21 protein-coding genes and 1 tRNA gene are annotated in these 22083 nt (G+C 64.7%); 12 read left to right on the top strand and 10 right to left on the bottom strand.

All coding sequences use genetic code 11. The features are described from left to right. Nucleotides 1-17 precede the first annotated feature (17 nt). The 4 genes from pth to M2333_RS05535 all read right to left on the bottom strand — a co-directional run bounded on the left by pth (nt 18) and on the right by M2333_RS05535 (nt 3268). Entirely contained in the window at nt 18-587 is a 570-nt protein-coding gene (pth, locus tag M2333_RS05550; RefSeq protein WP_264611107.1) for an aminoacyl-tRNA hydrolase, read from the bottom strand. 27 nt (nt 588-614) lie between these two features. Next, nucleotides 615-1238 (bottom strand): 50S ribosomal protein L25/general stress protein Ctc, encoded by a 624-nt coding sequence (locus M2333_RS05545; RefSeq protein ID WP_264570246.1) that lies wholly within the window; start codon nt 1236-1238, stop codon nt 615-617. A gap of 122 nt (nt 1239-1360) precedes the next feature. Continuing rightward, nucleotides 1361-2284 carry a TraB/GumN family protein gene (locus tag M2333_RS05540; protein WP_264611106.1) on the bottom strand — a complete coding sequence of 308 codons (924 nt, stop codon included), beginning with the start codon at nt 2282-2284 and terminating at the stop codon, nt 1361-1363. A 48-nt stretch (nt 2285-2332) separates the two neighbouring features. Beyond that, nucleotides 2333-3268, bottom strand: a complete 936-nt coding sequence (locus M2333_RS05535) for a TraB/GumN family protein (RefSeq protein WP_264611105.1) — start codon at nt 3266-3268, stop codon at nt 2333-2335. A gap of 171 nt (nt 3269-3439) precedes the next feature. Here M2333_RS05535 and M2333_RS05530 point away from each other — a divergent pair, with 171 nt between their 5' ends. The 4 genes from M2333_RS05530 (at nt 3440) to M2333_RS05515 (ending at nt 9757) form a co-directional block, all read left to right on the top strand. Further along, nucleotides 3440-4333, top strand: a complete 894-nt coding sequence (locus tag M2333_RS05530) for a glycine--tRNA ligase subunit alpha (RefSeq protein WP_264578844.1) — start codon at nt 3440-3442, stop codon at nt 4331-4333. A gap of 108 nt (nt 4334-4441) precedes the next feature. Next, complete coding sequence (gene glyS, locus M2333_RS05525) at nt 4442-6832, top strand: glycine--tRNA ligase subunit beta (RefSeq protein WP_264611104.1); 2391 nt, start codon at nt 4442-4444, stop codon at nt 6830-6832. An 82-nt stretch (nt 6833-6914) separates the two neighbouring features. Beyond that, nucleotides 6915-9581 carry a pyruvate, phosphate dikinase gene (ppdK, locus tag M2333_RS05520; RefSeq protein WP_264611103.1) on the top strand — a complete coding sequence of 889 codons (2667 nt, stop codon included), beginning with the start codon at nt 6915-6917 and terminating at the stop codon, nt 9579-9581. 99 nt (nt 9582-9680) lie between these two features. Beyond that, a tRNA-Arg gene (locus tag M2333_RS05515) sits at nt 9681-9757 on the top strand. A 53-nt stretch (nt 9758-9810) separates the two neighbouring features. Here the strand turns inward: M2333_RS05515 and M2333_RS05510 are convergent. Genes M2333_RS05510 through M2333_RS05500 form a run of 3 tightly spaced genes read right to left on the bottom strand, consistent with a single transcriptional unit; the run spans nt 9811 to nt 11432 of the window. Continuing rightward, nucleotides 9811-10590: a sulfite exporter TauE/SafE family protein gene (locus M2333_RS05510; RefSeq protein ID WP_264611102.1), complete on the bottom strand. Its 780-nt coding sequence runs from the start codon at nt 10588-10590 to the stop codon at nt 9811-9813. A gap of 4 nt (nt 10591-10594) precedes the next feature. After that, nucleotides 10595-11110: a rhodanese family protein gene (locus M2333_RS05505; protein ID WP_264611101.1), complete on the bottom strand. Its 516-nt coding sequence runs from the start codon at nt 11108-11110 to the stop codon at nt 10595-10597. A 4-nt stretch (nt 11111-11114) separates the two neighbouring features. After that, nucleotides 11115-11432, bottom strand: a complete 318-nt coding sequence (locus M2333_RS05500; RefSeq protein WP_264611100.1) for an ArsR/SmtB family transcription factor — start codon at nt 11430-11432, stop codon at nt 11115-11117. A 73-nt stretch (nt 11433-11505) separates the two neighbouring features. Between M2333_RS05500 and M2333_RS05495 the strand changes: the two genes are divergently transcribed. Beyond that, nucleotides 11506-12387 (top strand): MBL fold metallo-hydrolase, encoded by an 882-nt coding sequence (locus M2333_RS05495; protein WP_264611099.1) that lies wholly within the window; start codon nt 11506-11508, stop codon nt 12385-12387. Between the two features lie 30 nt (nt 12388-12417). Here the strand turns inward: M2333_RS05495 and M2333_RS05490 are convergent, their stop codons facing one another. Next, nucleotides 12418-12960, bottom strand: coding sequence for a MarR family winged helix-turn-helix transcriptional regulator (locus M2333_RS05490; RefSeq protein ID WP_181559614.1), 543 nt, complete (start codon nt 12958-12960; stop codon nt 12418-12420). 28 nt (nt 12961-12988) lie between these two features. Here M2333_RS05490 and M2333_RS05485 point away from each other — a divergent pair, with 28 nt between their 5' ends. From M2333_RS05485 to M2333_RS05455, 7 genes are all read left to right on the top strand, one after another. After that, entirely contained in the window at nt 12989-13843 is an 855-nt protein-coding gene (locus M2333_RS05485; RefSeq protein ID WP_264611097.1) for a p-hydroxycinnamoyl CoA hydratase/lyase, read from the top strand. A 126-nt stretch (nt 13844-13969) separates the two neighbouring features. Further along, the gene (locus M2333_RS05480) at nt 13970-16099 is read left to right on the top strand and encodes an acetate--CoA ligase family protein (RefSeq protein WP_264611096.1); all 2130 of its coding nucleotides are present in this window, start codon (nt 13970-13972) and stop codon (nt 16097-16099) included. A 199-nt stretch (nt 16100-16298) separates the two neighbouring features. After that, nucleotides 16299-17051, top strand: coding sequence for an alpha/beta fold hydrolase (locus M2333_RS05475; protein ID WP_264611095.1), 753 nt, complete (start codon nt 16299-16301; stop codon nt 17049-17051). Between the two features lie 44 nt (nt 17052-17095). Further along, on the top strand, nt 17096-18484 hold the full coding sequence (gene desA / locus M2333_RS05470; RefSeq protein ID WP_264570260.1) for a syringate O-demethylase: 1389 nt from the start codon (nt 17096-17098) through the stop codon (nt 18482-18484). 151 nt (nt 18485-18635) lie between these two features. Continuing rightward, nucleotides 18636-19082: a MarR family winged helix-turn-helix transcriptional regulator gene (locus M2333_RS05465; RefSeq protein WP_264611094.1), complete on the top strand. Its 447-nt coding sequence runs from the start codon at nt 18636-18638 to the stop codon at nt 19080-19082. A 130-nt stretch (nt 19083-19212) separates the two neighbouring features. Next, nucleotides 19213-20556: an aromatic ring-hydroxylating oxygenase subunit alpha gene (locus M2333_RS05460; protein WP_264587186.1), complete on the top strand. Its 1344-nt coding sequence runs from the start codon at nt 19213-19215 to the stop codon at nt 20554-20556. Next, the gene (locus tag M2333_RS05455; protein ID WP_264611093.1) at nt 20553-21050 is read left to right on the top strand and encodes an aromatic-ring-hydroxylating dioxygenase subunit beta; all 498 of its coding nucleotides are present in this window, start codon (nt 20553-20555) and stop codon (nt 21048-21050) included. Before M2333_RS05460 ends, M2333_RS05455 begins: the two co-directional genes overlap by 4 nt. A gap of 19 nt (nt 21051-21069) precedes the next feature. On the opposite strand, the gene M2333_RS05450 is transcribed toward M2333_RS05455, so the two are convergent. Both M2333_RS05450 and M2333_RS16985 read right to left on the bottom strand, forming a co-directional pair. Next, nucleotides 21070-21582 carry a DUF3237 domain-containing protein gene (locus M2333_RS05450; protein WP_264611092.1) on the bottom strand — a complete coding sequence of 171 codons (513 nt, stop codon included), beginning with the start codon at nt 21580-21582 and terminating at the stop codon, nt 21070-21072. Beyond that, entirely contained in the window at nt 21579-22019 is a 441-nt protein-coding gene (locus M2333_RS16985; RefSeq protein ID WP_413716518.1) for a tannase/feruloyl esterase family alpha/beta hydrolase, read from the bottom strand. The genes M2333_RS05450 and M2333_RS16985 overlap by 4 nt, the downstream gene beginning before the upstream one ends. Nucleotides 22020-22083: the final 64 nt, after the last annotated feature.

The following is a 22083-nucleotide window of genomic DNA, read 5'->3' as shown; positions in this document are numbered from 1 at the left end:
CGCGCCGGCGCGTACCCTCAGTCCTGCAGGCGGCGCGCAACCTCGTTCATGAAGCGCACATCGTCGCCCGCAGCCAGCCATTCCGCCTCGCGCGACATGGCGCCGAGCAGGTCGGCCAGCGGATCGATCTCGATCTTGGCATAATTGCCGAGCACATGGCCGGTCACGCGGTCCTTGTCGCCGGGATGGCCGATGCCGATGCGCACGCGCCGAAAGTCCTTGCCAAGATGCGCGTCGGTGGAGCGCAGGCCGTTATGGCCGGCAGTGCCGCCGCCGCGCTTCACCTTCATCTTCATCGGCGCAAGATCCAGCTCGTCGTGAAAGACGGTCACGTCCTCGACACCGAGCTTGTAGAAATCACAGGCGGCGCGAATGGCGCGCCCGCTCTGGTTCATGAATGTCTGGGGTTTGAGCAGCAGCACCTTGTGGGGGCCGATGCGGCCTTCGGAAACGAGGCCCTGAAACTGCTTCTTCCACGGCGAAAAGCCGTAATCCGCGGCGATGACGTCCAGCGCCATGAAGCCGACATTGTGGCGGTGGAGCGCATATTGCGGTCCGGGATTGCCGAGGCCAACCCAGAGTTGCACAGATGCGCTCCCCCCGCGCGGAGAGGCTTACGCCTCGCCGGCCTCTTCGCCGTCCTTCGTCGTGTCGCCTTCGCTCGACTTGAGCGCGGACGGTGCAACGATGGTGGCAATGGTGAAATCGCGATCGGTGATCGCCGGCTCGGCGCCCTTGGGCAGCTTCACCGCGCTGATGTGGATCGAATCGCCCACATCGAAGCCAGTGAGGTCAACCGTGATGCTGTCCGGAATCTCGGCGGCATCCACGATCATTTCCAGCTCGTGACGGACGACGTTGAGCACGCCACCGCGCTTGAGACCGGGAGCGGCCTCTTCGTTCTCGAACACCACGGGCACATTCACATGCACCTGGGCGTGTTCGGAAACACGCAGGAAGTCGGCATGGAGCGGACGATCTGTCACCGGATGGAACGCCACGTCCTTGGGGAGCGTGCGGACCTTCTTGCCGCCCACTTCGACCATGACGACCGAATTGAAGAAGTGGCCAGTGCCAAGCAGCTTGTTGAGAAGCTTTTCCTCAACGTGAATCGACTGCGGCTCTTCATTATTGCCATAAATGACGGCGGGAACGCGGCCCTCACGGCGGAGAGCGCGGGAGGCTCCCTTGCCTGCCCGATCGCGTGCCTCGGCCGACAGCGTAAGCGTATCGCTCATGTGCGTGTCTCCAGAAGCTTAGTGCTAGAATCTCCGCCACGCCTCCAGGGATGACCATGACGGAAGCCGGGGCGCTTAGCGGCAAATTGCAGGGAAAGCAAGCGAAGCGACCGAGCGCTCGTTCACTGCACCCGGTCGATCCGCCATCCGCGCGCGGCAAGGCGGGTCTGCAGGCTGGCATCGCCAACCAGATGCCCGGCGCCGACCGCGACGAACGCGGTGCCGGGCTTGGCTGTCATGGCAGTATCGAGATGCCGCGCCCAGCGCTCATTGCGCCCGTCGATCAGCCTTGCGCGCAGAGCCGGCGCGCGGGCGAATGGGGCGATGAATTCGCGCTCCAGCCGGGCCACGTCGCCGCTCGCCCAGGCGGTGAACAGGCTGCGGTAGAGGGCAGGGGCCTGCGCCGCATCGGTGAGGGACTGGCTGAGCAGTAGCCGTTGCTCGCTCTCCGGCATCCTGTCGAACAGGCCGAGTTGCTGGTCGATGGTCTCCAGCCCCAGAACCGGCCGCGAGGCCTTGTCGAAGCGCTGCTCCAGCACCGCTTCGCCCGCCTCCGCGGCGGTGAGCGAGAGGCCGGAGGCGGCCGCAGCGTTGAGGAGCAGGGCGGCGGCCCAGCTCTCATAGCCGTCCAACTGATCGAGCGCCGCGCCATGGCTCGCCTGCAGCGCCTGATAGCGCTCGGCATCCTCAGGCGAGAGGCGTGCGGCGATAGGCGGCAGGCCGGCGCGGCGCCCCAGCCGCTCGAACACCGCCCGGCTCTTGCGCTCGCCTTCAAGCCCGGTGACCTCAAGATACAAGCGGTCGCTTTCGTCCGCCGCCTTGGCGATGGCCGGCGAAAGCCAGGCCTCGCCGCGCGGCACGGCGTGGATGGTGCCGAACAGCCAGAGCCGCGCCTCGCCCTTGCTGGCCTGCCACAGCGCCGGGCGCGCCGTGACGGTGGCGGGATCGGGCTGCGTCAGCGCGCCGATCCGCCAGCCCAGCCACAAAAGGGCCGTCAGTGAGGCCAGCGCGAGCAGCAGCAGCGGCGCAAGGCGGCGCTTGTTCAAGGCTGGGTGCGGCCCACTCATCGATCAGCCCTTATGCTACCCCGTCCATCACCGCGGCCATTTCACCCGCTTGGCGGACAGACCGTGCTTTTCCAGCATCGCCTGCACGCTCTTGTCTCCCGACAGATGACCCGCGCCCACCGCCATGAAGACGGTGCCGGGCTGCTTCATCCGCGCGGCGATCCACTCGGCCCAGCGGGCATTGCGGTCGGTGAGCAGGATGCGCTCGATCTCTTCGCTGCTCTCGGTCGTCTCGTTCATCAGCGCCGCGAGCCGCTCTTCGTCGCCGGCGCTCCACGCGGCGACCATGCCGTCGATGGTTTCGGCGAGCGTCGGCAGCTCCGCCAGCGTTTCCTTGAGCAGCGTCAGTTGCACGCCCTCGGGAATCTGGTCGAAAAAGCCGATCTGCTCGCTGGAGGTCTCCAGCCCGACCAGCGACTTGCCCGCGTTGACCGTCGCAGCCTTCACCGCCTTGTCGACGCCGCTTTCGGGCGAATAGCCGAGGGCATCCAGCGGGAGCACGGTGAGGGTCGTGGCCGCGAACCAGGGCTTCACATGATCAAATAGCAGGGTCGAGACGCCATATTTCTCCAGCGCGGCGAAATAGGCGGTGCGCGTCGCCTCATCGAGCTTGTTGGAGAGCGGCAGGCCCGGCGCCACCGCGCGCTGCATGATTGCCTCCCGCGTGGCGCCCTGATCTTGATCGATGACCTCCAGCACGACGGTATCCGCCTTGTCGAAGGCCTTGCGCACCGGTCCCTCGAACCAGCTGATGCCGGGCTTGAGCAGGTGGATGGTGCCGAAGAGGTAGATCGTCGTATCCCTGTCCCGCACTACCCACAGGGCCGGCCGCGCGTGAACGGTGGGCGCCTCCGCAGCGGCGGCCGGTGTGGCCGGCGCCTTGGGTTGCTGGGCGAGCGCGGGGCCGGTGAGGGCCGGGGGCAGCAGCAGCGCCCAACCGAGGATCAATGTTTTCCAGTTCATGCACGCGCTCCTCAAATCACCGCCTGCATTGGGCAAGTTGGCGCGCGGACGCAACCCCGCCCGGTCCGGCGCCACCGCGCGGCTTGACCGCGTTAGCCCCATGGGCCAAAGCGCGCGCGTTCCGACAGGCGGTGCACAGCCGCTCAAGCTTAGACGTGAAACGGTTGAACCATGCAGGATAAGGCCTCCAAACCGCTGAGCTTTCAGCAACTCATCCTGACGCTGCATGACTATTGGGCAGCGCAGGGGTGCGTGATCCTCCAGCCCTTCGACATGCGGGTTGGGGCGGGCACCTTCCACCCTGCGACCACGCTGCGCAGCCTGGGGCCGAACCCGTGGAACTGCGCCTATGTGCAGCCCTCGCGCCGGCCGACGGACGGCCGCTATGGCGAGAACCCCAACCGGCTGCAGCATTATTACCAATATCAGGTGATCATGAAGCCGAGCCCGCCGGATCTGCAGGATCTGTATCTCGGCTCGCTCAAGGCCATCGGCATCGATCCGCTGCTGCACGACATCCGCTTCGTCGAGGACGATTGGGAGAGCCCGACGCTCGGTGCCTGGGGCCTGGGCTGGGAAGTCTGGTGCGATGGCATGGAGGTGACGCAGTTCACCTATTTCCAGCAGATGGGCGGGTTCGACTGCAAGCCGGTGGCGGGCGAGCTCACCTACGGGCTTGAGCGCCTCGCCATGTATATCCAGGGCGTCGACAGCGTGTACGATCTTGTCTTCAATGAGGCAGTGGGGGATCGGCCCGCCGTCACTTATGGCGACGTGTTTCTCGAAAATGAGCGCCAGCTCTCCAAGTGGAACTTCGAGGTGGCGGATACGGACAAGCTGTTCCGCTGGTTCAAGGATTGCGAGGAAGAGTGCAAGGCGAGTATCGCGGCCGGCGTTCCCCTCGCGGCCTATGAGCAGGCCATCGAGGCGAGCCATGTCTTCAATCTGCTGCAGGCGCGCGGCGTGATCAGCGTGCAGGAGCGCGCCAGCTACATGGGCCGCGTGCGCGATCTCGCCAAAGGGAGTTGTGAGGCCTGGATGACGCATAACGGGTGGGCGGAATGATAACGATCAGCACCTCATTCCCGTTCGTGTCGAGGTCTCCGTTCGTGTCGAGCGAAGTCGAGACACCCCTCCCAGCACGACTTCGCTCGAACCGAACGGAGAGCAATAATGAGCGCTGACTTCCTTCTCGAGCTGCGCTGCGAGGAAATCCCGGCGCGCATGCAGGCCAAGGCCAGCGAGGATTTCGCCCGGCTGTTCAGCGACGCGATGGCGCAGGCCGGCCTCAAGCCCGAGGGCCTGACCGTCCATGTGACCCCGCGCCGTCTCGCCCTGATCGCGCGCGCTCTGCCGCTCTCCACACAGGCCGTCAGCGATGAATTCAAAGGCCCGCGCACCTCGGCCCCGCCGCAGGCGCTGGAGGGCTTCCTGCGCAAGACCGGCCTCACGCAGGAGCAGCTTGAGGATCGCGACGGTGTGTGGTTCGCCACGGTCGAGAAGCCTGGCCGCGCCACGGCCGATGTGCTGGCCGAGGCGATCCCGCAGGTGGTGCGCGCCTTCCCCTGGCCCAAGTCGATGCGCTGGGGCGATGCCAGCCTCTCCACCGAGAGCCTGCGCTGGGTGCGTCCGCTGCAGGGCATCATCGCGCTGCTCGGCAATGATGTGGTGCCCTTCGCCATCGAAGGCATTGCGACCGGGCGGACGACGCGCGGCCACCGCTTCCATTCCAGCGGCGAGATCACCATCGAAAGCGCTGCAACCTATGCCGATCAACTGCGCGCGGCCTATGTCATCGTCGATCAGGAGGAGCGCAAAGCGATCATCGACCGGCGCGCCAATGAGCTGGCGACGCAGGCCGGTCTGGAGCTGATCCCCGATGCCGGCCTCGTCGCCGAGAATGCCGGGCTGACCGAATGGCCGGTGCCGCTGCTCGGCCGCTTCGATGCCGCGTTTCTGGAGGTGCCGCCCGAGGTCATCCAGCTCACGCTGCGCATCAACCAGAAATATTTCGTGCTGCGGGATAGTGCTGGCAAGCTCGCCAATGCCTTCATCTGCACGGCGAATATCGAGGCCAGCGATGGCGGCACCGCGATTGTCGAAGGCAATGGCAAGGTGCTCGCCGCACGTCTCTCCGATGCCCGCTTCTTCTGGGAGCAGGACAAGAAGACGAAGCTGGAAGACCATGCGCGCAAGCTCTCGCGCATCACCTTCCACGAGAAGCTGGGCACCGTTGCGGACAAAGTAGAGCGGGTCGCGAAGCTCGCCCGCTGGCTGGTGGAATCGGGTGTCGTTGGCGCCGATAACCAACCCCGTGTTCCTGCGAAGGCAGGAAGCCAAGGCGATGTCGCCCAAGCTGGCCCTGGGCTCCTGCCTTCGCAGGAGCACGGCAGAGCGCAACTGGCCGACCTCGCCGAACAGGCCGCGCGCCTGTGCAAGGCCGACCTCGTCACCGAAATGGTCGGCGAATTCCCCGAACTGCAAGGCCTGATGGGCGGCTATTACGCCCGCGCCGAAGGCCTGCCTGATGCGGTGGCCGATGCCATCCGCGATCATTACAAGCCGGTCGGGCAGGGGGATGAGGTTCCGACTGCGCCGGTGACGGTGGCGGTGTCGCTCGCGGATAAGCTTGACACCTTGGTGGGCTTCTTTGCTGAAGACATGCCTCCTACCGGATCAAAAGATCCATATGCGCTCCGGCGTGCAGCCATCGCTGTCATTCAGCTGATTATCAGCAATAATGTTCATGTAAGGCTTTCCAGCCTGCTGCTCGAAGCCTCCCGGCTTCATTTCAACCGTGGTTGGACCAACTATGCGGAGGAAATTGGTGCGGGCGTCTATTTCGGCTTGGCTGACGTCATCGGGGACGCTCCAGAACTTCAGTTGTATCAGCAAGCTCTAGCAGGCCGCGATCTCTCTGATGAACACAAGGCCCTGTTGAAAAAACACCATTCGGCAATCCGCCAGCTGCTCGACTTCTTCGCCGACCGTCTCAAGGTTCAGCAGCGCGAGGCGGGCGTCCGCCACGACCTCATCGACGCCGTGTTCGCGCTCGGTGGCGAGGACGATCTCGTTCGCTTGCTCGCCCGCGTCCATGCGCTGCAATCCTTTGTCAGCACCGAGGACGGCAAGAACCTCCTCGCGGGCTACAAGCGTGCAGCTAATATCCTCAAGAAGGAGCAGCCCGAGGGGGGGAAGCCGCAGAGCCAGCTTGGCGAGGAAGACCCCGGCGAAGCGCTGACCGATCCGGAGATGGCCGACGCCATGCGTGCGCATGAGGCGCAGTTCGTGGCTGAGCCCGGATACGCGCTGGAGCCCGCCGAGGCGGCACTGGTGAGCGTGCTCGACGAGGCCGAGCCGCGCGCGCAGGCAGCCATCGAGGCGGAGGATTTCGAGAGCGCCATGGCCGCGCTGGCCACGCTTCGCGCGCCGATCGATGCGTTCTTCGAGACGGTGACGGTGAACGATACCGACGAGCGGAAGCGCCAATCACGGTTAAGTCTGTTGACCCGTATTCGCGCTGCGGTGCACAAAGTCGCCGACTTCTCGAAAATCGAAGGTTAGGTTTGCGAGCAATAATCGCGCGTCGGCGGCGAGATCATAACGGCTGCTTGCGCGCGCATTCCAATGCAGGTGGAGTGTCTGAATGACGAAATATGTGTACCGTTTCGGTGGTGGCGTCGATGATGGCGGCAAGGGCGACAAGAACCTGCTTGGTGGCAAGGGCGCCAATCTGGATGGCATGGCCGCTATCGGCCTGCCGGTCCCGCCGGGCTTCACCATCACCACCGAGATGTGCACGCGCTATTATGAGGATGGCGAGACCTATCCCGAGAGCCTGAATGCGGAAGTCGCCGGCGGCATCGCGCATATCGAGGGCGTGACCGGCAAGCGCTTCGGCGACAAGGCCGATCCGCTGCTGGTCTCCGTCCGCTCCGGCGCCCGCGTCTCCATGCCGGGCATGATGGACACCGTGCTCAACCTCGGCCTGAACGATGAAACCGTCGCAGGCCTCGCCACCGTCTCCGGCGACGCGCGCTTCGCTTGGGACAGCTATCGCCGCTTCATCCAGATGTATTCGGATGTCGTGCTCGGCCTCGATCACGGCAAGTTCGAGGAAGCGCTGGAGATCGCCAAGGAAGACAAGGGCGCCTTCCTGGATACGGAACTGAGCGCTGAAGACTGGCAGGCGCTGGTCGCCGAGTACAAGACTTTGGTGCAGCAGCTCTGGGGCAAGCCGTTCCCGCAGGATGTGCATGAGCAGCTCTGGGGTGCCGTCGGCGCCGTGTTCGGCAGCTGGCAGGCGGATCGCGCCAAGGTCTATCGCCGCCTCAACAATATTCCGGGCGACTGGGGCACGGCCGTCAACGTGCAGGCCATGGTGTTCGGCAATATGGGCGAAACGTCCGCCACCGGCGTCGCCTTCACCCGCGATCCCGCGACCGGTGAGAACGCTTATTATGGCGAATATCTGATCAATGCGCAGGGTGAGGATGTCGTCGCCGGCATCCGCACGCCGCAATATCTGACCAAGGCCGCGCGCGAGCGGGCCGGAGCCAAACCGCTGAGCATGGAGGAGTCCATGCCGGAGACCTATGCCGAGCTGGCCAAGGTCTTCCAGATTCTCGAGACGCATTATCGCGACATGCAGGATATCGAGTTCACCGTGCAGCAGGGCAAGCTGTGGATGCTGCAGACCCGATCGGGCAAGCGCACCGCCAAGGCCGCGCTCAAGATCGCGGTGGACATGGCCCATGAAGGCCTGATCAGCAATGAGGAAGCCGTGGCGCGCGTCGATGCCGCCGCGCTCGACCAGCTGCTGCACCCGACGCTTGATCCGCAGGCGCCGCGCGATGTGCTGACCAAGGGCCTGCCGGCTTCGCCGGGCGCGGCCTCCGGTCAGGTGGTGTTCGATGCCGAGACCGCCGAGCGGCTCAATGAGCTGGGAGAGGCGGTGATCCTCGTGCGCATCGAGACCAGCCCCGAGGACATTCACGGCATGCACGCCGCCAAGGGCATCCTCACCGCGCGCGGTGGCATGACCAGCCACGCCGCCGTGGTGGCGCGCGGCATGGGGCGGCCTTGTGTGTCCGGCGCAGGCAGCATCTCCATCGACACCGCCGGCAAGCTGATGCGGATCGGCGACCGTCTGCTCAAGGAGCGCGAGATCATCACCATCGACGGCGCGACCGGCGAAGTGATGGCCGGCGAAGTGCCGACCGTGCAGCCCGAGCTGGCCGGCGATTTCGGCACGCTGATGGAATGGGCCGATCAGGTCCGCCGCCTCAAGGTGCGCGCCAATGCCGAGACGCCGCTCGATTGCCGCACCGCGCGCGAGTTCGGCGCGGAGGGCGTGGGCCTGTGCCGCACCGAGCATATGTTCTTCGATGCCGCGCGGATCACCGCCGTGCGCCAGATGATCCTCGCCGAGACCGAGGCAGGCCGTCGCGAGGCGCTGGCCAAGCTGCTCCCCGAGCAGCGCGCCGACTTCACGGAGATCTTCACCGAGATGGCCGGCCTGCCGGTCACGATTCGCCTGCTCGATCCGCCGCTGCACGAGTTCCTGCCGCATGAGGATGTCGATTTCGCCGATGTGGCCGAGGCTGCCGGGGTGAGCGTCGATCTGCTCAAGCGTCGCGCGGCTGAACTGCACGAGTTCAACCCGATGCTCGGCCATCGCGGCTGTCGTCTGGGCGTCACCTATCCCGAGATCTACGAGATGCAGGCCCGCGCCATCTTCGAGGCGGCGCTGGATGTCGCCAAGGCCAGCGGTGACGCGCCGATCCCCGAAGTCATGATTCCCCTCGTCGCCACCAAGCGCGAACTGGAGCTGATGAAGGACATCGTCGACAAGACCGCCAAGGCCGTGTTCGCCGAGCGCGGTACCTCGGTCGAGTATCTCGTCGGCACCATGATCGAACTGCCGCGCGCCGCACTCAAGGCCGGCGAGATCGCGGAGGCCGGCGAGTTCTTCTCCTTCGGCACCAACGATCTGACGCAGACGACCATCGGCATCAGCCGGGACGACGCCGGGCGGTTCCTTACCCAATATGTCGACAAGGGCATCTTCGCGCGCGACCCGTTCGTGAGCCTCGATGTCGAAGGCGTGGGTGAGCTGATCGAGATCGCCGTGGAGCGGGGCAGGGCGACGCGCCCGGCCATCAAGCTTGGCATTTGCGGCGAGCACGGCGGCGATCCGGCCTCCATCGCCTTCTGCGAAAAGGCGGGCCTCGATTATGTCAGCGCCTCGCCCTACCGCGTGCCGATCGCCCGTCTGGCGGCCGCACAGGCGGCACTCGCCGCGCGCGGTTGAAAGGACAAAAAGAATGCAAAAAAGGGGGTTGCCACGGACGGCGCCCCCGACTATCTGCGCCTCTCCCACGGCGGCCAACCGGCACCGTGAGATTGGCAAGCGCCCGTAGCTCAGCTGGATAGAGCATCAGACTACGAATCTGAGGGTCGGACGTTCGAATCGTTCCGGGCGCGCCATTTCTCCCCATCGCAAGCATGATGACCCGCACGGCCAGCGCCGGCGGATGGGGTTAGAAGGCGGTCCAGACCACATAGCCGCCGACGCCGATCACCAGCATCGCAAAGCCCTGCTCGAGCAGCTTTTTGTGCGCAGCAAGCGCCGCCCCCGCGCGCATGCCCAGCACCGATCCCGCAGCACCGCCGGCGATCAGCAGCGCCGTCAGCGGCCAGTCGACATAGCCGGACAGCGCATAGGATGTCGCCGTGGTCAGCCCCAATGCCGTCACCACCACCAGCGAGGTACCGATGGCCGTGGCGAAGGGCATCGCCGTCGCCGCGATGAGCGCCGGGACGATCAGAAACCCGCCACCAATTCCGAAGAACCCCGCCGCCAGACCCACGCCGGCGCCCATGGGGATCAGCCGCGGCAGCAGCCGCCCGGCGGACTGGCGGGTAAGGCGCACGTCGGGATCGTCAACGCCCTTGCGCCTGCGCAGCATCGCGATACCGACGCCGATCATCAGCAGGCCGAACAGCGCGAGCAGCCACCGGCCGTCCACCGCCTTCCCGATCTCCGCCCCCAGCGCTGCCGCCACGACGCCCGACGCCGCGAACACCAGCGCGCAGGGCCATTTGACCCGCCCGGCCCGCGCATGCCCCGCAAGCCCCGTTGCCGCATTGGCCGCGACCGCCACGGCTGCCGTCGCAATCGCGGCATGCGTGGATCCAACCCCGACAACATAGACGAGCAGCGGCACGGCAAGGATCGATCCTCCGCCGCCCACCAGCCCGAGCACGACGCCGATGAGACCGCCGGAGAGGAGCGCGAGGAGGATCTGCGCGGTCGTCATGGCCTCAGGCCGCCTTGCGACGGTTCCAGGGCATGCGCTGGAGCAGCGTCGCCATGCCGCACCAACCGGTCGCCCCCGCGAACATCAGGCCCGCGCCGACAAAGGCGGAAAGGCCGAAGAACCCCGGCGCGACGAGGAAGCCGAGCAGCACACCGATGAGCACCAGCCCGCCGGCAGTCAGTTGCACCTGCCGCATGATCTCCAGCGGCTGCACGCTGTCGACACGCACATCCAGCCCGGCCTTGCGCCAGGCGTCGATGCCGCCTTCCAGAATGAAGCAGGGGGCATCACTGGCTGCGGCCAGACGGTCGGCATTGGCCTGTGTCCGCATGCCGGAGCGGCAGTGAAACACGATGGCATTATTGCCGGCGTCGACCGTGTCGATGCGCTCCAGCGGCAGGTTGACGGCACCCGGAATGCGCTCGCGGGCATGTTCGTCCGCCGCGCGGATATCGATGAGCTTGGCGCCACCCTCAATGAGGCGCTTGGCGTCGGCGGGGGAAAGTGTCTGGATCGTCATGGGATCAGTCCCCTGTGCAATAGAGTTGATAGAGCGTAGCAAGCAGGGTCTCGATCCGGGGATCGGCAATCCTGTACCAGATGGTCTGGCTCTCGCGGCGGAAGGTCACGAGGCCTTCCTCGCGGAGCCGGGCGAGATGTTGCGAGAGGGCCGATTGAGAGAGGCCGACATCGTCCGCCAGATCGCCCACCATGCGCTCGCCATGTTCGACGAGCTTGCACAGCAGCATCAGGCGGCGCCCGTTGCTCAATTCCTTCAGCACCTGCGCAACCTCTTCGGCGCGCGCCTCGAACGTGTCGAGATCCATGGCAGCTTTTAACATCAGCATCCTCTAAATTAGATATTGCTAATGTAGAAGGCGCTTCTATATTGTCAAGCATCGAATGGAGGCACTTATGACCCAACCCATCATTGAGGCATTTTTTGACGAACCCACCAACACGGTGAGCTATCTGGTGGTCGATCGGCAGACCCACATCGCGGCGGTGATCGATCCAGTGTTGGATTTCGATCCGGCCAGTGGCGAGGTCGATACCGGCTCAGCCGAGCGCATTCTTGCCCGCGCCCAGGCGCAGAACTGGTCGATTGCCATGGTGCTGGAAACCCACGCCCATGCCGATCATCTTTCCGCCGCGCCCTTCTTCAAGGCGAAGACGGGCGCGAAGATCGGCATTGGCGAGCACATCCGGGACGTTCAAAAGATCTTCCGCCCGGTCTTCGCGCTGGACGATTTGCAGACCGACGGCTCGGATTTCGATTGCCTGTTCGCCGATGGCGAGCGGTTCTCGATCGGATCGCTGGAGGTCGAGGTGCTTCATCTTCCGGGTCACACCCCGGCGGACATCGCCTACCGGATCGGCGATGCGGTTTTCGTGGGTGATACGCTGTTCATGCCGGATTATGGCACCGCGCGGGCCGACTTTCCGGGTGGCGATGCCCGCACCCTCTACCGCTCGATCCGCCGCCTGCTGAGCCTGCCGGACGAGACCCGCCTGTTCATGTGCCATGATTACAAGGCGCCGGGGCGGGATGATTATCGCTGGGAGACCACCGTCGGCCAGCAGCGGAAAAACAGCGTGCATGTGCGCGATGATGTCAGCGAGGAGGACTTTGTGGCGATGCGCACCAAGCGGGATGCCGGATTGTCCGCGCCGCGCCTGTTGCTGCCCTCCATCCAGGTCAACATCCGCGCCGGCCATTTCCCGAAGGCGGAAGCCAATGGCGTGCGCTATCTGCGCATTCCGGTGACGGTGAAGGGCGACGCTGCAATAGGTTGACGCCCGGGAGGGGAAAGGCCGTGCCCCCGCTCAGCCCAAGGCTTCCAGCGCGGCGAGCAGCGCCTTCTCTTCGATGGTCAGGCGTTTCTGGAACTTGCGATTGCTCGCCTTCACCCGCTTCATCGCCTCGCGCTGCAGGGCTTCTCCCTGCGGCGTCAGCGTCAGGCTCAGGGATCGCCCGTCAATGGGCGCATCGCTGATGAGGTCGCGCGCCTTCAGCCGGCCGATGAGCGGCGTCAGGTTGGCGCGCTTGATGGCCAGCGCCCGCCCGACATCGCTCTGCCGGCAACCCGGATTATGGCCGACGAGAATCAGCAAGGACGCCTCGCCGACGCTCAGGTCAATGGCGCGGAGCGCGGCGATGACATCGCCCATCATCGCCATGGAGGCGCGGCGCAGCCGATAGCCGAGCGTCCCGTCGAGCGGGCTGGCGAGCGTATTGGCGACCGGGGGTTCAGCCGGTGAATCCAGCGCCTTGTCGCGTCCCTGCCTCTGGTCCCTTGCCATCATGCCCCCGGATGAAAACCAGTCGCCAGCCCCTTGTGAGCCATGGTCGATAATGCTATGGCGCATAGCATAAATTGCCTTGAAGGGAAATCAAATGGCTGAGGAAAATACGTCCGTCGAGCGGGAAGAGGATACCGTTCGGGTCGAGGTCGAGAACAATATCGCATGGGTCTATTATAATCGCCCTGCCAAGCGGAACGCGCAGAGCCCCAAGCTCAACCGCCAGATGCTCAAGGTTCTGACGGATCTCGAATTCCGGGACGATGTCGGCGTTGTGGTTCTGGGTGGCGAAGGCCCCGCCTGGTGCGCCGGCATGGACCTCAAGGAATATTTCCGCGAGACCGAGGCGCAGGGCCTGGCCGGCACGCGCAAGGCACAGCGTGAGGCCTATACCTGGTGGGAGCGTCTGCGCTGGTTCCAGAAGCCGACCATCGCCATGGTGCATGGCTGGTGCTTCGGCGGCGCCTACGGCCCGCTGTTCGCCTGCGATCTCGCCTTTGCGGCTGATGAAGCACAGTTCGGCCTGTCGGAAGTCAACTGGGGCATCCTCCCCGGCGGCGGCGCCACCAAGGTGGCCGTGGACCTGATGCCGATGCGCGTCGCCATGTATCACGCCATGATGGGCGAGAACCTCTCCGGTCAGGAAGCGGCCCGTTACAATCTCGTCAACGAGTCGATGCCGGTCGACCAGCTCAAGGCCCGCGTGAAGCAGGTCGCCGAGACGCTGATCGCCAAGAACTGGGCGACGGTGAAGTACACCAAGGACGCCGTCCGCCGGGTCAAGGAAATGACCTACGACAATGCAGAGGATTATCTGATCCGCCTGCAGGAAGGTCTCAACTGGTTCGACAAGTCGGATGGCCGCCATGTCGCGATGAAGCAGTTCCTCGACGACAAGACCTTCAAGCCGGGCCTGGGTCACTACGACAAGACCAAGACCGACGTCTGAGTTGCCGGAAGGGTGGCCCAAGCAGGGCCGCCCTTTCCTGTGTGTTATCCTTCGCCCCGGCAGCATCGGCCTCCGGGGCGAAAGGTCTGATTGCCACGAGCTGGTTTCGCGAAGGAGAGTTGAGTTATGACGGTTGAGGCCGGAGAGCGCCCGCAGGCGGGAACGCGTGACATCAATCGGTTGCTGCGTCCGCGGTCCATCGCGATCGTCGGGGCGTCCGAAACGCCGGGTTCGCTCGGTGCCAGCGTTCTGGCCAATCTCGTTCGGAACGACTTTTCCGGTGACATCCATCTCGTCAATCCCAAGCGCGAAACGATCAGCGGTCGGCCTGCGGTGCCCAGCGTCGAGGCGCTGCCCGAGGGCGTGGATTGCGCGATCCTCGCCATTCCCCGCGTCGCGGTGCTGGATACGATGCGTCAGCTTGCTGCGCGCAAGGCCGGCGCCGCCATCATCTTTGCGGCAGGCTTTGCCGAGGGCGGCGAGCAGGGCATGGCCGACCAGCAGGAAATCGGGCGCATTGCGCGCGAGGCTGGCATCGTGGTCGAGGGGCCGAATTGCCTGGGTTCGGTGAACTATCTGGACCGCATTCCGCTCACCTTCATCGATACCGACATCAAGGCGCCGAGCCCCGGCGGCGTCGGCATCGTCTCGCAGAGCGGCGCCATGGCGGCCGTGCTCGCGGTGATGCTGGAGAGCCGCACGCTCGACCTCACTTACTCGGTGTCCACCGGCAATGAGGCTGGCAGCGGCGTCGAGGATTATGTCGAGTTCATGATCGCCGACGAGAAGACGCGCATCATCGCGATGATCGTCGAGCAGTTCCGTGATCCGGCCCGCTTCCTGGCATTGATGGACAAGGCGCGTGCTGCCGGCAAGCTCGTGGCCCTGCTGCACCCCGGCAAGAGCAGCGCGGCGCGCGAATCCGCCGCCACGCACACCGGCGCCATGGCCGGCGACTACAAGCTCATGCGCGCAAAGGTGGAGCGGGCAGGGGTCGTCGTCGCCGAGACGCTGGAAGAGCTGGGCGACATCACCGAGATCGCGGCGCGTTGCCCGGCGCTACCGAGCGGCGGCACCGCCGTGCTTGGCGAATCCGGTGCGCTCAAGGCACTGACGCTGGATCTGGCTGAAGAGCTGGAACTGGCGCTGCCGACCCTCGATGACAACAATGCGCCTGCTTTGCGCGCGGCGCTGCCCGAGTTCGTCCCGGTTAGCAATCCGCTCGATCTGACCGCACAGGGGCTTGTCGATCCCGACATGTATTACCGCACCCTCGCGGCGCTGTTCGAGGATGATCGCGTCGGCACCATCTTCGCCGGGATCATCCAGACCAATCCGGCGACCATCGGCATCAAGCTGCCGCCGTTCCTCAAGGCCGTCCGTGAGCTCAAGGCGACCAAGCCGGTGATCTTCGGCGGCGTGGATGAGGGCGCGCATGTGCCGGCCGACTGGATCGAGCAGCTTCGCGCCGAGGGTATTCCTTATTTCCCGACCACCGAGCGGGCATTGCGCGCCATCAAGCGGCTCTCGGCCGCTGGTCAGCGCGATGCGACCAAGACGGACGCAGCGCCGGCAAGCGTGCCTGCGCTGGCCAGCGAGAAGGGCGTCGTGCCGGAATATAAGGCCAAGGCTCTGCTTGCGCCGCTCGGCATTCCCTTCCCCAAGGGTCAGTTTGCCGCGACCGTAGACGAAGCGATTGCTGCGGCCGACGCCATTGGCGGGCCAGTGGTCATGAAGGCGCAGGCTGCCGCGCTCAGCCACAAGAGCGATGCCGGCGGCGTGGCGCTCAATCTGGTCGGCGCCGATGCGATCCGCGCGGCGTGGGACAAGATGTTCGCGGACGTGAAGCGCTATGACGCATCCATCATTCTCGATGGCGTGCTGATCGAGGCGATGGGCGCGCGTGGCATGGAACTGATCGTCGGCGCCAAGAATGATCCGCAATGGGGTCCGGTGATCCTTGCCGGTTTCGGCGGCGTGACGGCGGAAATCCTGCAGGATGTACGCCTGCTCTCGCCGGACATGACCAAGGCGGCGATTGTGGCCGAACTCGGCAAGCTCAAGCAGGCCGCTCTGCTCAACGGCTATCGCGGCGCGCCCGCGCTGGACGTTGAGGCGGTGGCCGATCTCATCGGCGGAATCGGGCGTCTGCTGCGCGGCGAGCCGCGGATTCAGGAGCTCGATCTCAATCCGGTGGTCGTCTATCCCAAGGGGCAGGGCGTGGTCGCTCTCGACGCGCTGATGCTCGTCGACTGACACCAGCAGGTCCATTCGTCCCGCAAGGACACCGCCTTATAGTAGACCCTCCCGCGCCAGGCGTGGGAGGGTTGCTTGCATTGGGTGCCTGTGCATTCCTGACGTGCAGCAAAATTGCAGTCTCACCTTCGAATTGGTCTGGCCTTGCGCCACGTTTTCGGGTAGATGAAGTTTTCGTATATACGAACGATTGGAAGCGATGAACGACTCGCCCTCTCTGGCTGTGCCGGTCTTGTTGTTGCCGGGCCTCATCTGTGATGCGCGCATCTGGGCGCCGCAGGTCGCCGCCTTGGGGCCGATCATGCCGATCACAGCCGTGGATGGATATGGCGAGGCGGACAGCCTCACCGCCATGGCCGATCAGGTGATCGAATCCGCCCCTGCGCGCTTTGCAGTCATCGGCCATTCGATGGGCGGCCGGGTCGCGCTCGAAATCTTCCGCAAAGTGCCCGAGCGGCTTGCCGGCATCGGCCTTATCAGCACCGGCGTTCATCTCCCCAAGCCCAATGAGGCGGACGGCCGCTTCGCGCTGCTCAATCGCGGTGTGGAAGAGGGCATGGACGCCCTGATCGATTCCTGGCTCCCGCCGATGGTGTGGGAGCGCAACCGGCTCAAGCCCAAGCTCATGGACATGCTCTGGCAGATGTGCAGCGATGCCGGCATCGACATGTTCGAGCGGCAGATCCGCGCCCTGCTGGCACGCCCGGAAGTCGAGAGCCTGTTGCCGCAAATTCGTTGCCCTGCCTTGGTCGCAACCGGCGCGCACGACGCCTGGGCGCCGCCGGTGCAGCATGAGCGGATTGCTGCAGCGATCCAGGGCGCGACCTATGCTGTCATCCCCGATTCAGGGCATATGCTGCCGGTCGAACAGCCCGATACGATGTCCGCCCTCTTGCGCACCTGGCTTGACCGCGTCGCGCAGCAAGAGGCTGCGGCAACCGCGAACCCCTGACCAATTATAACTGCGTTTCCAACTTCAGTCCGAAGGAGAGTATCATGGCGAAGAATCTTCAAGACGTGCTGGATGGCGCCGGCAATGCCGTCGACTTCCTGCGCAACCAGCAGACCGGTCCGAACGTCTATCCGGGCGTGCCGGCGGAATATTCGAACTGGCGCAATGAGCAGCGGGCGTGGGCCAAGACGGCCGTGCTGTTCAACCAGAGCTACCACATGGTCGAGCTGATGGTCGAAGGCCCCGACGCTTTCGAGTTCCTCAACTATCTCGGCATCAACAGCTTCAAGAACTTCAAGCCCGGCAAGGCCAAGCAGTGGGTCCCGGTGACGCCTGAGGGTTATGTCATTGGCGACGTGATCCTGTTCTACCTCGCCGAGAACCAGTTCAATCTCGTCGGCCGCGCGCCGGCCATCGAGTGGGCCGAGTTCCACGCCTCCACCGGCAAGTGGAACGTCACGCTGACTCGCGACGAGCGCACCGCGCTGCGCACGGACGGCAAGCGTCGCCACTATCGCTTCCAGCTGCAGGGCCCCAACGCCATGGCGATCCTGACGGACGCGATGGGCCAGGCCGCGCCGGACCTCAAGTTCTTCAACATGGCGGACGTCCAGATCGCCGGCAAGACCGTTGGCGCGCTGCGTCACGGCATGGCCGGTCAGCCGGGCTATGAGCTTTATGGTCCCTGGGCCGATTACGAAGCGGTGCACAGCGCGCTCGTCGCCGCCGGCAAGAAGCACGACCTCGCCCTCGTCGGCGGTCGCGCTTACTCGTCGAACACGCTTGAGTCGGGCTGGATCCCGTCCCCGTTCCCGGGCTATCTGTTCGGCGAAGGCTCTGCGGACTTCCGCAAGTGGGCCGGCGAGAACAGCTATGGCGCCAAGTGCTCGGCGGGCGGTTCGTTCGTGCCCGAGACGCTTGAGGGCTACGGCCTGACGCCGTGGGATGTCGGCTATGGCATCATCGTCAAGTTCGACCATGACTTCATCGGCAAGGAAGCCCTCGAGAAGATGGCGAACGAGCCGCACCTCGAGAAGGTGACGCTGGCGCTCGACGACGAGGACATGCTGCGCGTGATGAGCAGCTACTTCGCCGAGTCCGGCCGCGCAAAGTATTTCGAGTTCCCGAGCGCGGTCTACTCGATGCACCCCTATGACTCGGTGATGGTCGACGGCAAGCACATCGGCGTCTCCACCTGGGTGGGTTACTCGTCGAACGAGGGCAAGATGCTCACGCTCGCGATGATCGATCCCAAGTATGCCAAGCCCGGCACGGAAGTCTCGCTGCTGTGGGGCGAGCCCAATGGTGGCACCTCCAAGCCGACCGTCGAGCCGCACGAGCAGACCGAGATCAAGGCGATCGTCGCGCCGGTGCCTTACTCGGCTGTTGCCCGCACCGGCTATGCTGACAGCTGGCGCACCAAGAAGGCCTGATCGGTCTCAAGAGTTCAAGAGCGGGGCTGCCGAAAGGCGGCCCCGTTTTTTATGGGCTGGACGACAGCTCAGTGAATAGCGATGAGTTTTGCGCGAGTGCCGACCGCGGAATGACGCGGCGGACTGGGTAGGCAGCGCGCAGGGGGCAAAGATGGTCGAAGACGAGAAACTCCCGCCATTCGAGCAATCGCTGGCTGCGATCCTGTTGAGCGCCAAGGAAGCGGTGATCGCCCCGATGCGCACCAAGTTGCGCGACTTCGACATCACCGAGCCGCAGTGGCGCGTGCTGCGGGTGATCAACGACCGGGGCACCACCGATGCAACCGACCTCGCCGAAGTCGCGCTGCTCCATGCGCCGAGCGTCACGCGCATCTTGCGCGAACTGGAAGCGCGTGCGCTGATCGTTCGCACTGCCGATCCCGATGATCGCAGACGGTCCACCATCGCGCTCTCGCCGGCAGGCGCGCAGATCGTCACAGCGGTCTCCGCCCATGTCGCGGCGATGATGCGGGTCTATTCCACCCGGTTCGGCGCGACGCGCCTCGATGGCCTCGCCGCTGAGTTGCGCGCATTGTGCGCAGCAATCGATGAGGAGTGAGCCCACGCGTCCCTCTTGCGGCAGTTGCGACGATATGCTTATCATGTTAAGTGATTTCGCATGATGCGCGCGATGGTCTTCCAGGGATCTTGTCGCGCGACCAGCATGATCCTTGGGAGATGAGTGTACGATGACCGGCTTTGCGCTTCGCGACCTGATCGACGACCGCCCGGAAGACGGCGTGTTCCGCGTCAACCGTGCCCTGTTCCGCGACCCCGATCTGTTCGATCTGGAGATGAAGCACATCTTCGAAGGCGGATGGGTGTTCATTGGGCTCGCCACGCAAGCCGAGAATCCTCACGATTATTTCACCAGCTTCATCGGCCGGGTGCCGATTATCGTCAGTCGTGATGGCGAAGGGGCGCTGCACTGTTTCGTCAATGCCTGTCCGCACAAGGGCGTGCGCCTCATCCAGAAGCTGTGCGGCAATGCGCGCCGGCATGTCTGCCCTTATCATAGCTGGACGTTCGATAGCGCGGGCGCGAACAAAAATATTAAGTGGCAGAAGAGCGGCTGCTACGGTGCCGGGTTCGACCAGGAGAACCACAATCTGGCCCCCGTGGCGAAGTTCGGCGAGTATCGCGGTTTCCTGTTCGCCAGCCTGAATGCCGATGTGCCGAGCCTCGATGAGCATCTGGGTGAGGCCCGCAAATTGCTGGATCTGGTGGTAGACAAGAGCCCGGAAGGGGTTGAGCTGGTGCCGGGCCGCGTCACCTTCACTTATGCCGCGAACTGGAAGATGCAGCTCGAAAACTGCTCGGACCAGTATCACTTCACCTCCACCCATCCGAGCTACATCCGCATTCTCGATCAGCGCGCCAAGGAGCAGGCGGAGGATGTCGTGCAGTCCTCGCTGGGGGCCTCCGACTTCTGGCAGGAGGAGGCCAGCGGCACGAGCGGCGGCACGATGAGCTTCGATCATGGCCATGTGCTCAATTGGGGCATCATGCCCGTCTCCTCGGCCATTCCGGAGTTCGAACGGGCCGAACAGCTCGCCCGCGATCATGGCGAGGCCAAGCGCAACTGGATGTTCAACATGCGCAACCTCACGATCTTCCCCAATCTGCAGATCGCGGAGAATGCGTCGAGCCAGATGCGGGTCATCCGCCCGTTGGCCGCCGGCCTCACCGAGATGCAGACCTGGTGCATCGCTCCGCGCGGCGAAAGCGCGCAGGCGCGGACGTTCCGCATCCGGCAATATGAGGATTTCTTCAATCCCACCGGTATGGCGACACCGGACGACACCGTCTGCTATGAGGAGGCCCAATTGGGCATGGCCGAGCAGGACCGTCCCTGGCTGCAAGGCCACGCCCGCGGCCTGACCGCCTCCAAGGAGGGCGGGAACATGTATGCCGACATGATCGACCTCAAGCCCGCGCGCAACGTCGTCGCGGATGCGCAGCTGTGTGACGAAAGCCTTTTCGCGAGCTATTATCGCGCCTGGGCGCAGCGCATGGCGGAGGTGATCGCATGAGCCAGCTGAGCCACGCCGACGCCGCGCAACTGCTTTATCGCGAGGCGCTGCTGCTCGACAGTCTCGATCTCGAGGCCTGGCTTGAGCTGTTCACCAAGGATTGCGTGTTCTGGATGCCTGCCTGGCGCGACGATGGCACGCAGACCGACGACCCGGACGCTGAACTCTCGCTGATCTACTATCGCGGTCGCCGCAACTTGGCCGATCGTATCCAGCGCATCCGCTCAGGCTTTTCGGTCGCCTCCGCCGTCATGCCGCGCGTGTCGCACATGATCGGCAATGTCATCGCCGAGCCGGTGGGTGACGGGCTGGCGCGCGTGAATTCCACCTTTATCGTGAATGTGCACGACGTGCGCAGCAATCGCTCCCACGCCTATTTCGGGCGCTATGAGCATGAGTTGCGCAACGAGGATGGCGCGTGGAAAATCGCGCGCAAGGTCATCCGCCTGCTGAACGACCGGGTGCCGACGATGCTGGACGTCTACGGCATCTGATCGTCCCGCAGGCGCCCGCTTACATCGCCCGGTAGAATCGGATGCGGACGGCGCTCACTTTGCCGTCCGCCATCACCGGCTCCAGCGTGCCGAGAAACGCGCTTTGCCCCAGCCACTCATATTTGCCGAGCGGTGCCTCGAACACCGGGTGGGTGCGCCCTGGCCGTGGTTTGCCGTCCTTGTCCGGCCCGCACAACGTGCCCTTGTTGACCACGTTGATGATCACGCCATCATCGGTGCGGATCATGTAATCGGCCTTGATGTCCGTGCAGCCATCGCTGCGCCGCAACTGCCAGTCCCACCCACCGGGGATGATCGTGCCCTTGATGCCCGGTCCCTCAAACGTCCCGCCGGTGATCGGAATGATCAGGCGCTCGCCATAGGGCGTCTTCCCGGCCGGCATGGCCGGCGAGAGCGTGACCACCTCTTCAAAGGCGAATTCGAGGCTGGGCTTGCTGAGGTCAGCGTCGGCGGCATGAGCCGGGAGCGCCAACGCGGATATCAGCGCGACTGCACCGAGGCCGCGGCTCATGGCTTTTCCTCCACGTCAGGTTGGGTGCAGGTGAAGCTGCTGGCCTTCGTGGCATCGCCGCCGGTATAGCGCGCATATCCCGGGAACGGGCAGAGCGGACGACTGGCCGATCCATCGCGCCGGCTCGCAGTCACGCCTTCTGGCGCCTTGCCTTGCTCGACCCAGTCCACCACGGCGCCGAGCAGATCGAACTGGTCGAAGGCATTGCCGCCACTGCAATGCGCCATGCCCGGGACCATGTAGAAGCGGCTCGCCTTGTCCCACGCCTCGCCATTGGTTTCGGACGCGCGCAGCCAGTAATCCCACGTATCCCAGGCCGAGAACCAGGGATCGCTCACGCCGTGGAAGAAGAGGATCTTGCTGCCCTTGTCGAGGAAGGTGTTGAGGTTGGTCCAGTAGGATGTGTCTGTGAGCCGCTGCTGGGCGTTGTTGCGCACCTCGTTGATGCGGGCATCGAGATCGATCGTGAGGTCGCGAAGTGGCGGGCCGAACACGCCCGGC

Source organism: Sphingobium sp. B11D3B (assembly GCF_025961735.1).
Lineage (GTDB): Bacteria > Pseudomonadota > Alphaproteobacteria > Sphingomonadales > Sphingomonadaceae > Sphingobium.
This window is presented reverse-complemented; position numbering and strand designations above follow the sequence as displayed.

Bases quoted from the DNA above. Each gene is read 5' to 3' on its own strand.
- M2333_RS05545 (WP_264570246.1), bottom strand. From the start codon at position 1,238: ATGAGCGATACGCTTACGCTGTCGGCCGAGGCACGCGATCGGGCAGGC.
- M2333_RS05535 (WP_264611105.1), bottom strand. From the start codon at position 3,268: ATGAACTGGAAAACATTGATCCTCGGTTGGGCGCTGCTGCTGCCCCCG.
- M2333_RS05530 (WP_264578844.1), top strand. From the start codon at position 3,440: ATGCAGGATAAGGCCTCCAAACCGCTGAGCTTTCAGCAACTCATCCTG.
- glyS (WP_264611104.1), top strand. From the start codon at position 4,442: ATGAGCGCTGACTTCCTTCTCGAGCTGCGCTGCGAGGAAATCCCGGCG.
- ppdK (WP_264611103.1), top strand. From the start codon at position 6,915: ATGACGAAATATGTGTACCGTTTCGGTGGTGGCGTCGATGATGGCGGC.
- M2333_RS05510 (WP_264611102.1), bottom strand. From the start codon at position 10,590: ATGACGACCGCGCAGATCCTCCTCGCGCTCCTCTCCGGCGGTCTCATC.
- M2333_RS05505 (WP_264611101.1), bottom strand. From the start codon at position 11,110: ATGACGATCCAGACACTTTCCCCCGCCGACGCCAAGCGCCTCATTGAG.
- M2333_RS05500 (WP_264611100.1), bottom strand. From the start codon at position 11,432: ATGTTAAAAGCTGCCATGGATCTCGACACGTTCGAGGCGCGCGCCGAA.
- M2333_RS05495 (WP_264611099.1), top strand. From the start codon at position 11,506: ATGACCCAACCCATCATTGAGGCATTTTTTGACGAACCCACCAACACG.
- M2333_RS05490 (WP_181559614.1), bottom strand. From the start codon at position 12,960: ATGCGCCATAGCATTATCGACCATGGCTCACAAGGGGCTGGCGACTGG.
- M2333_RS05485 (WP_264611097.1), top strand. From the start codon at position 12,989: ATGGCTGAGGAAAATACGTCCGTCGAGCGGGAAGAGGATACCGTTCGG.
- M2333_RS05480 (WP_264611096.1), top strand. From the start codon at position 13,970: ATGACGGTTGAGGCCGGAGAGCGCCCGCAGGCGGGAACGCGTGACATC.
- M2333_RS05475 (WP_264611095.1), top strand. From the start codon at position 16,299: ATGAACGACTCGCCCTCTCTGGCTGTGCCGGTCTTGTTGTTGCCGGGC.
- desA (WP_264570260.1), top strand. From the start codon at position 17,096: ATGGCGAAGAATCTTCAAGACGTGCTGGATGGCGCCGGCAATGCCGTC.
- M2333_RS05465 (WP_264611094.1), top strand. From the start codon at position 18,636: ATGGTCGAAGACGAGAAACTCCCGCCATTCGAGCAATCGCTGGCTGCG.
- M2333_RS05460 (WP_264587186.1), top strand. From the start codon at position 19,213: ATGACCGGCTTTGCGCTTCGCGACCTGATCGACGACCGCCCGGAAGAC.
- M2333_RS05455 (WP_264611093.1), top strand. From the start codon at position 20,553: ATGAGCCAGCTGAGCCACGCCGACGCCGCGCAACTGCTTTATCGCGAG.
- M2333_RS05450 (WP_264611092.1), bottom strand. From the start codon at position 21,582: ATGAGCCGCGGCCTCGGTGCAGTCGCGCTGATATCCGCGTTGGCGCTC.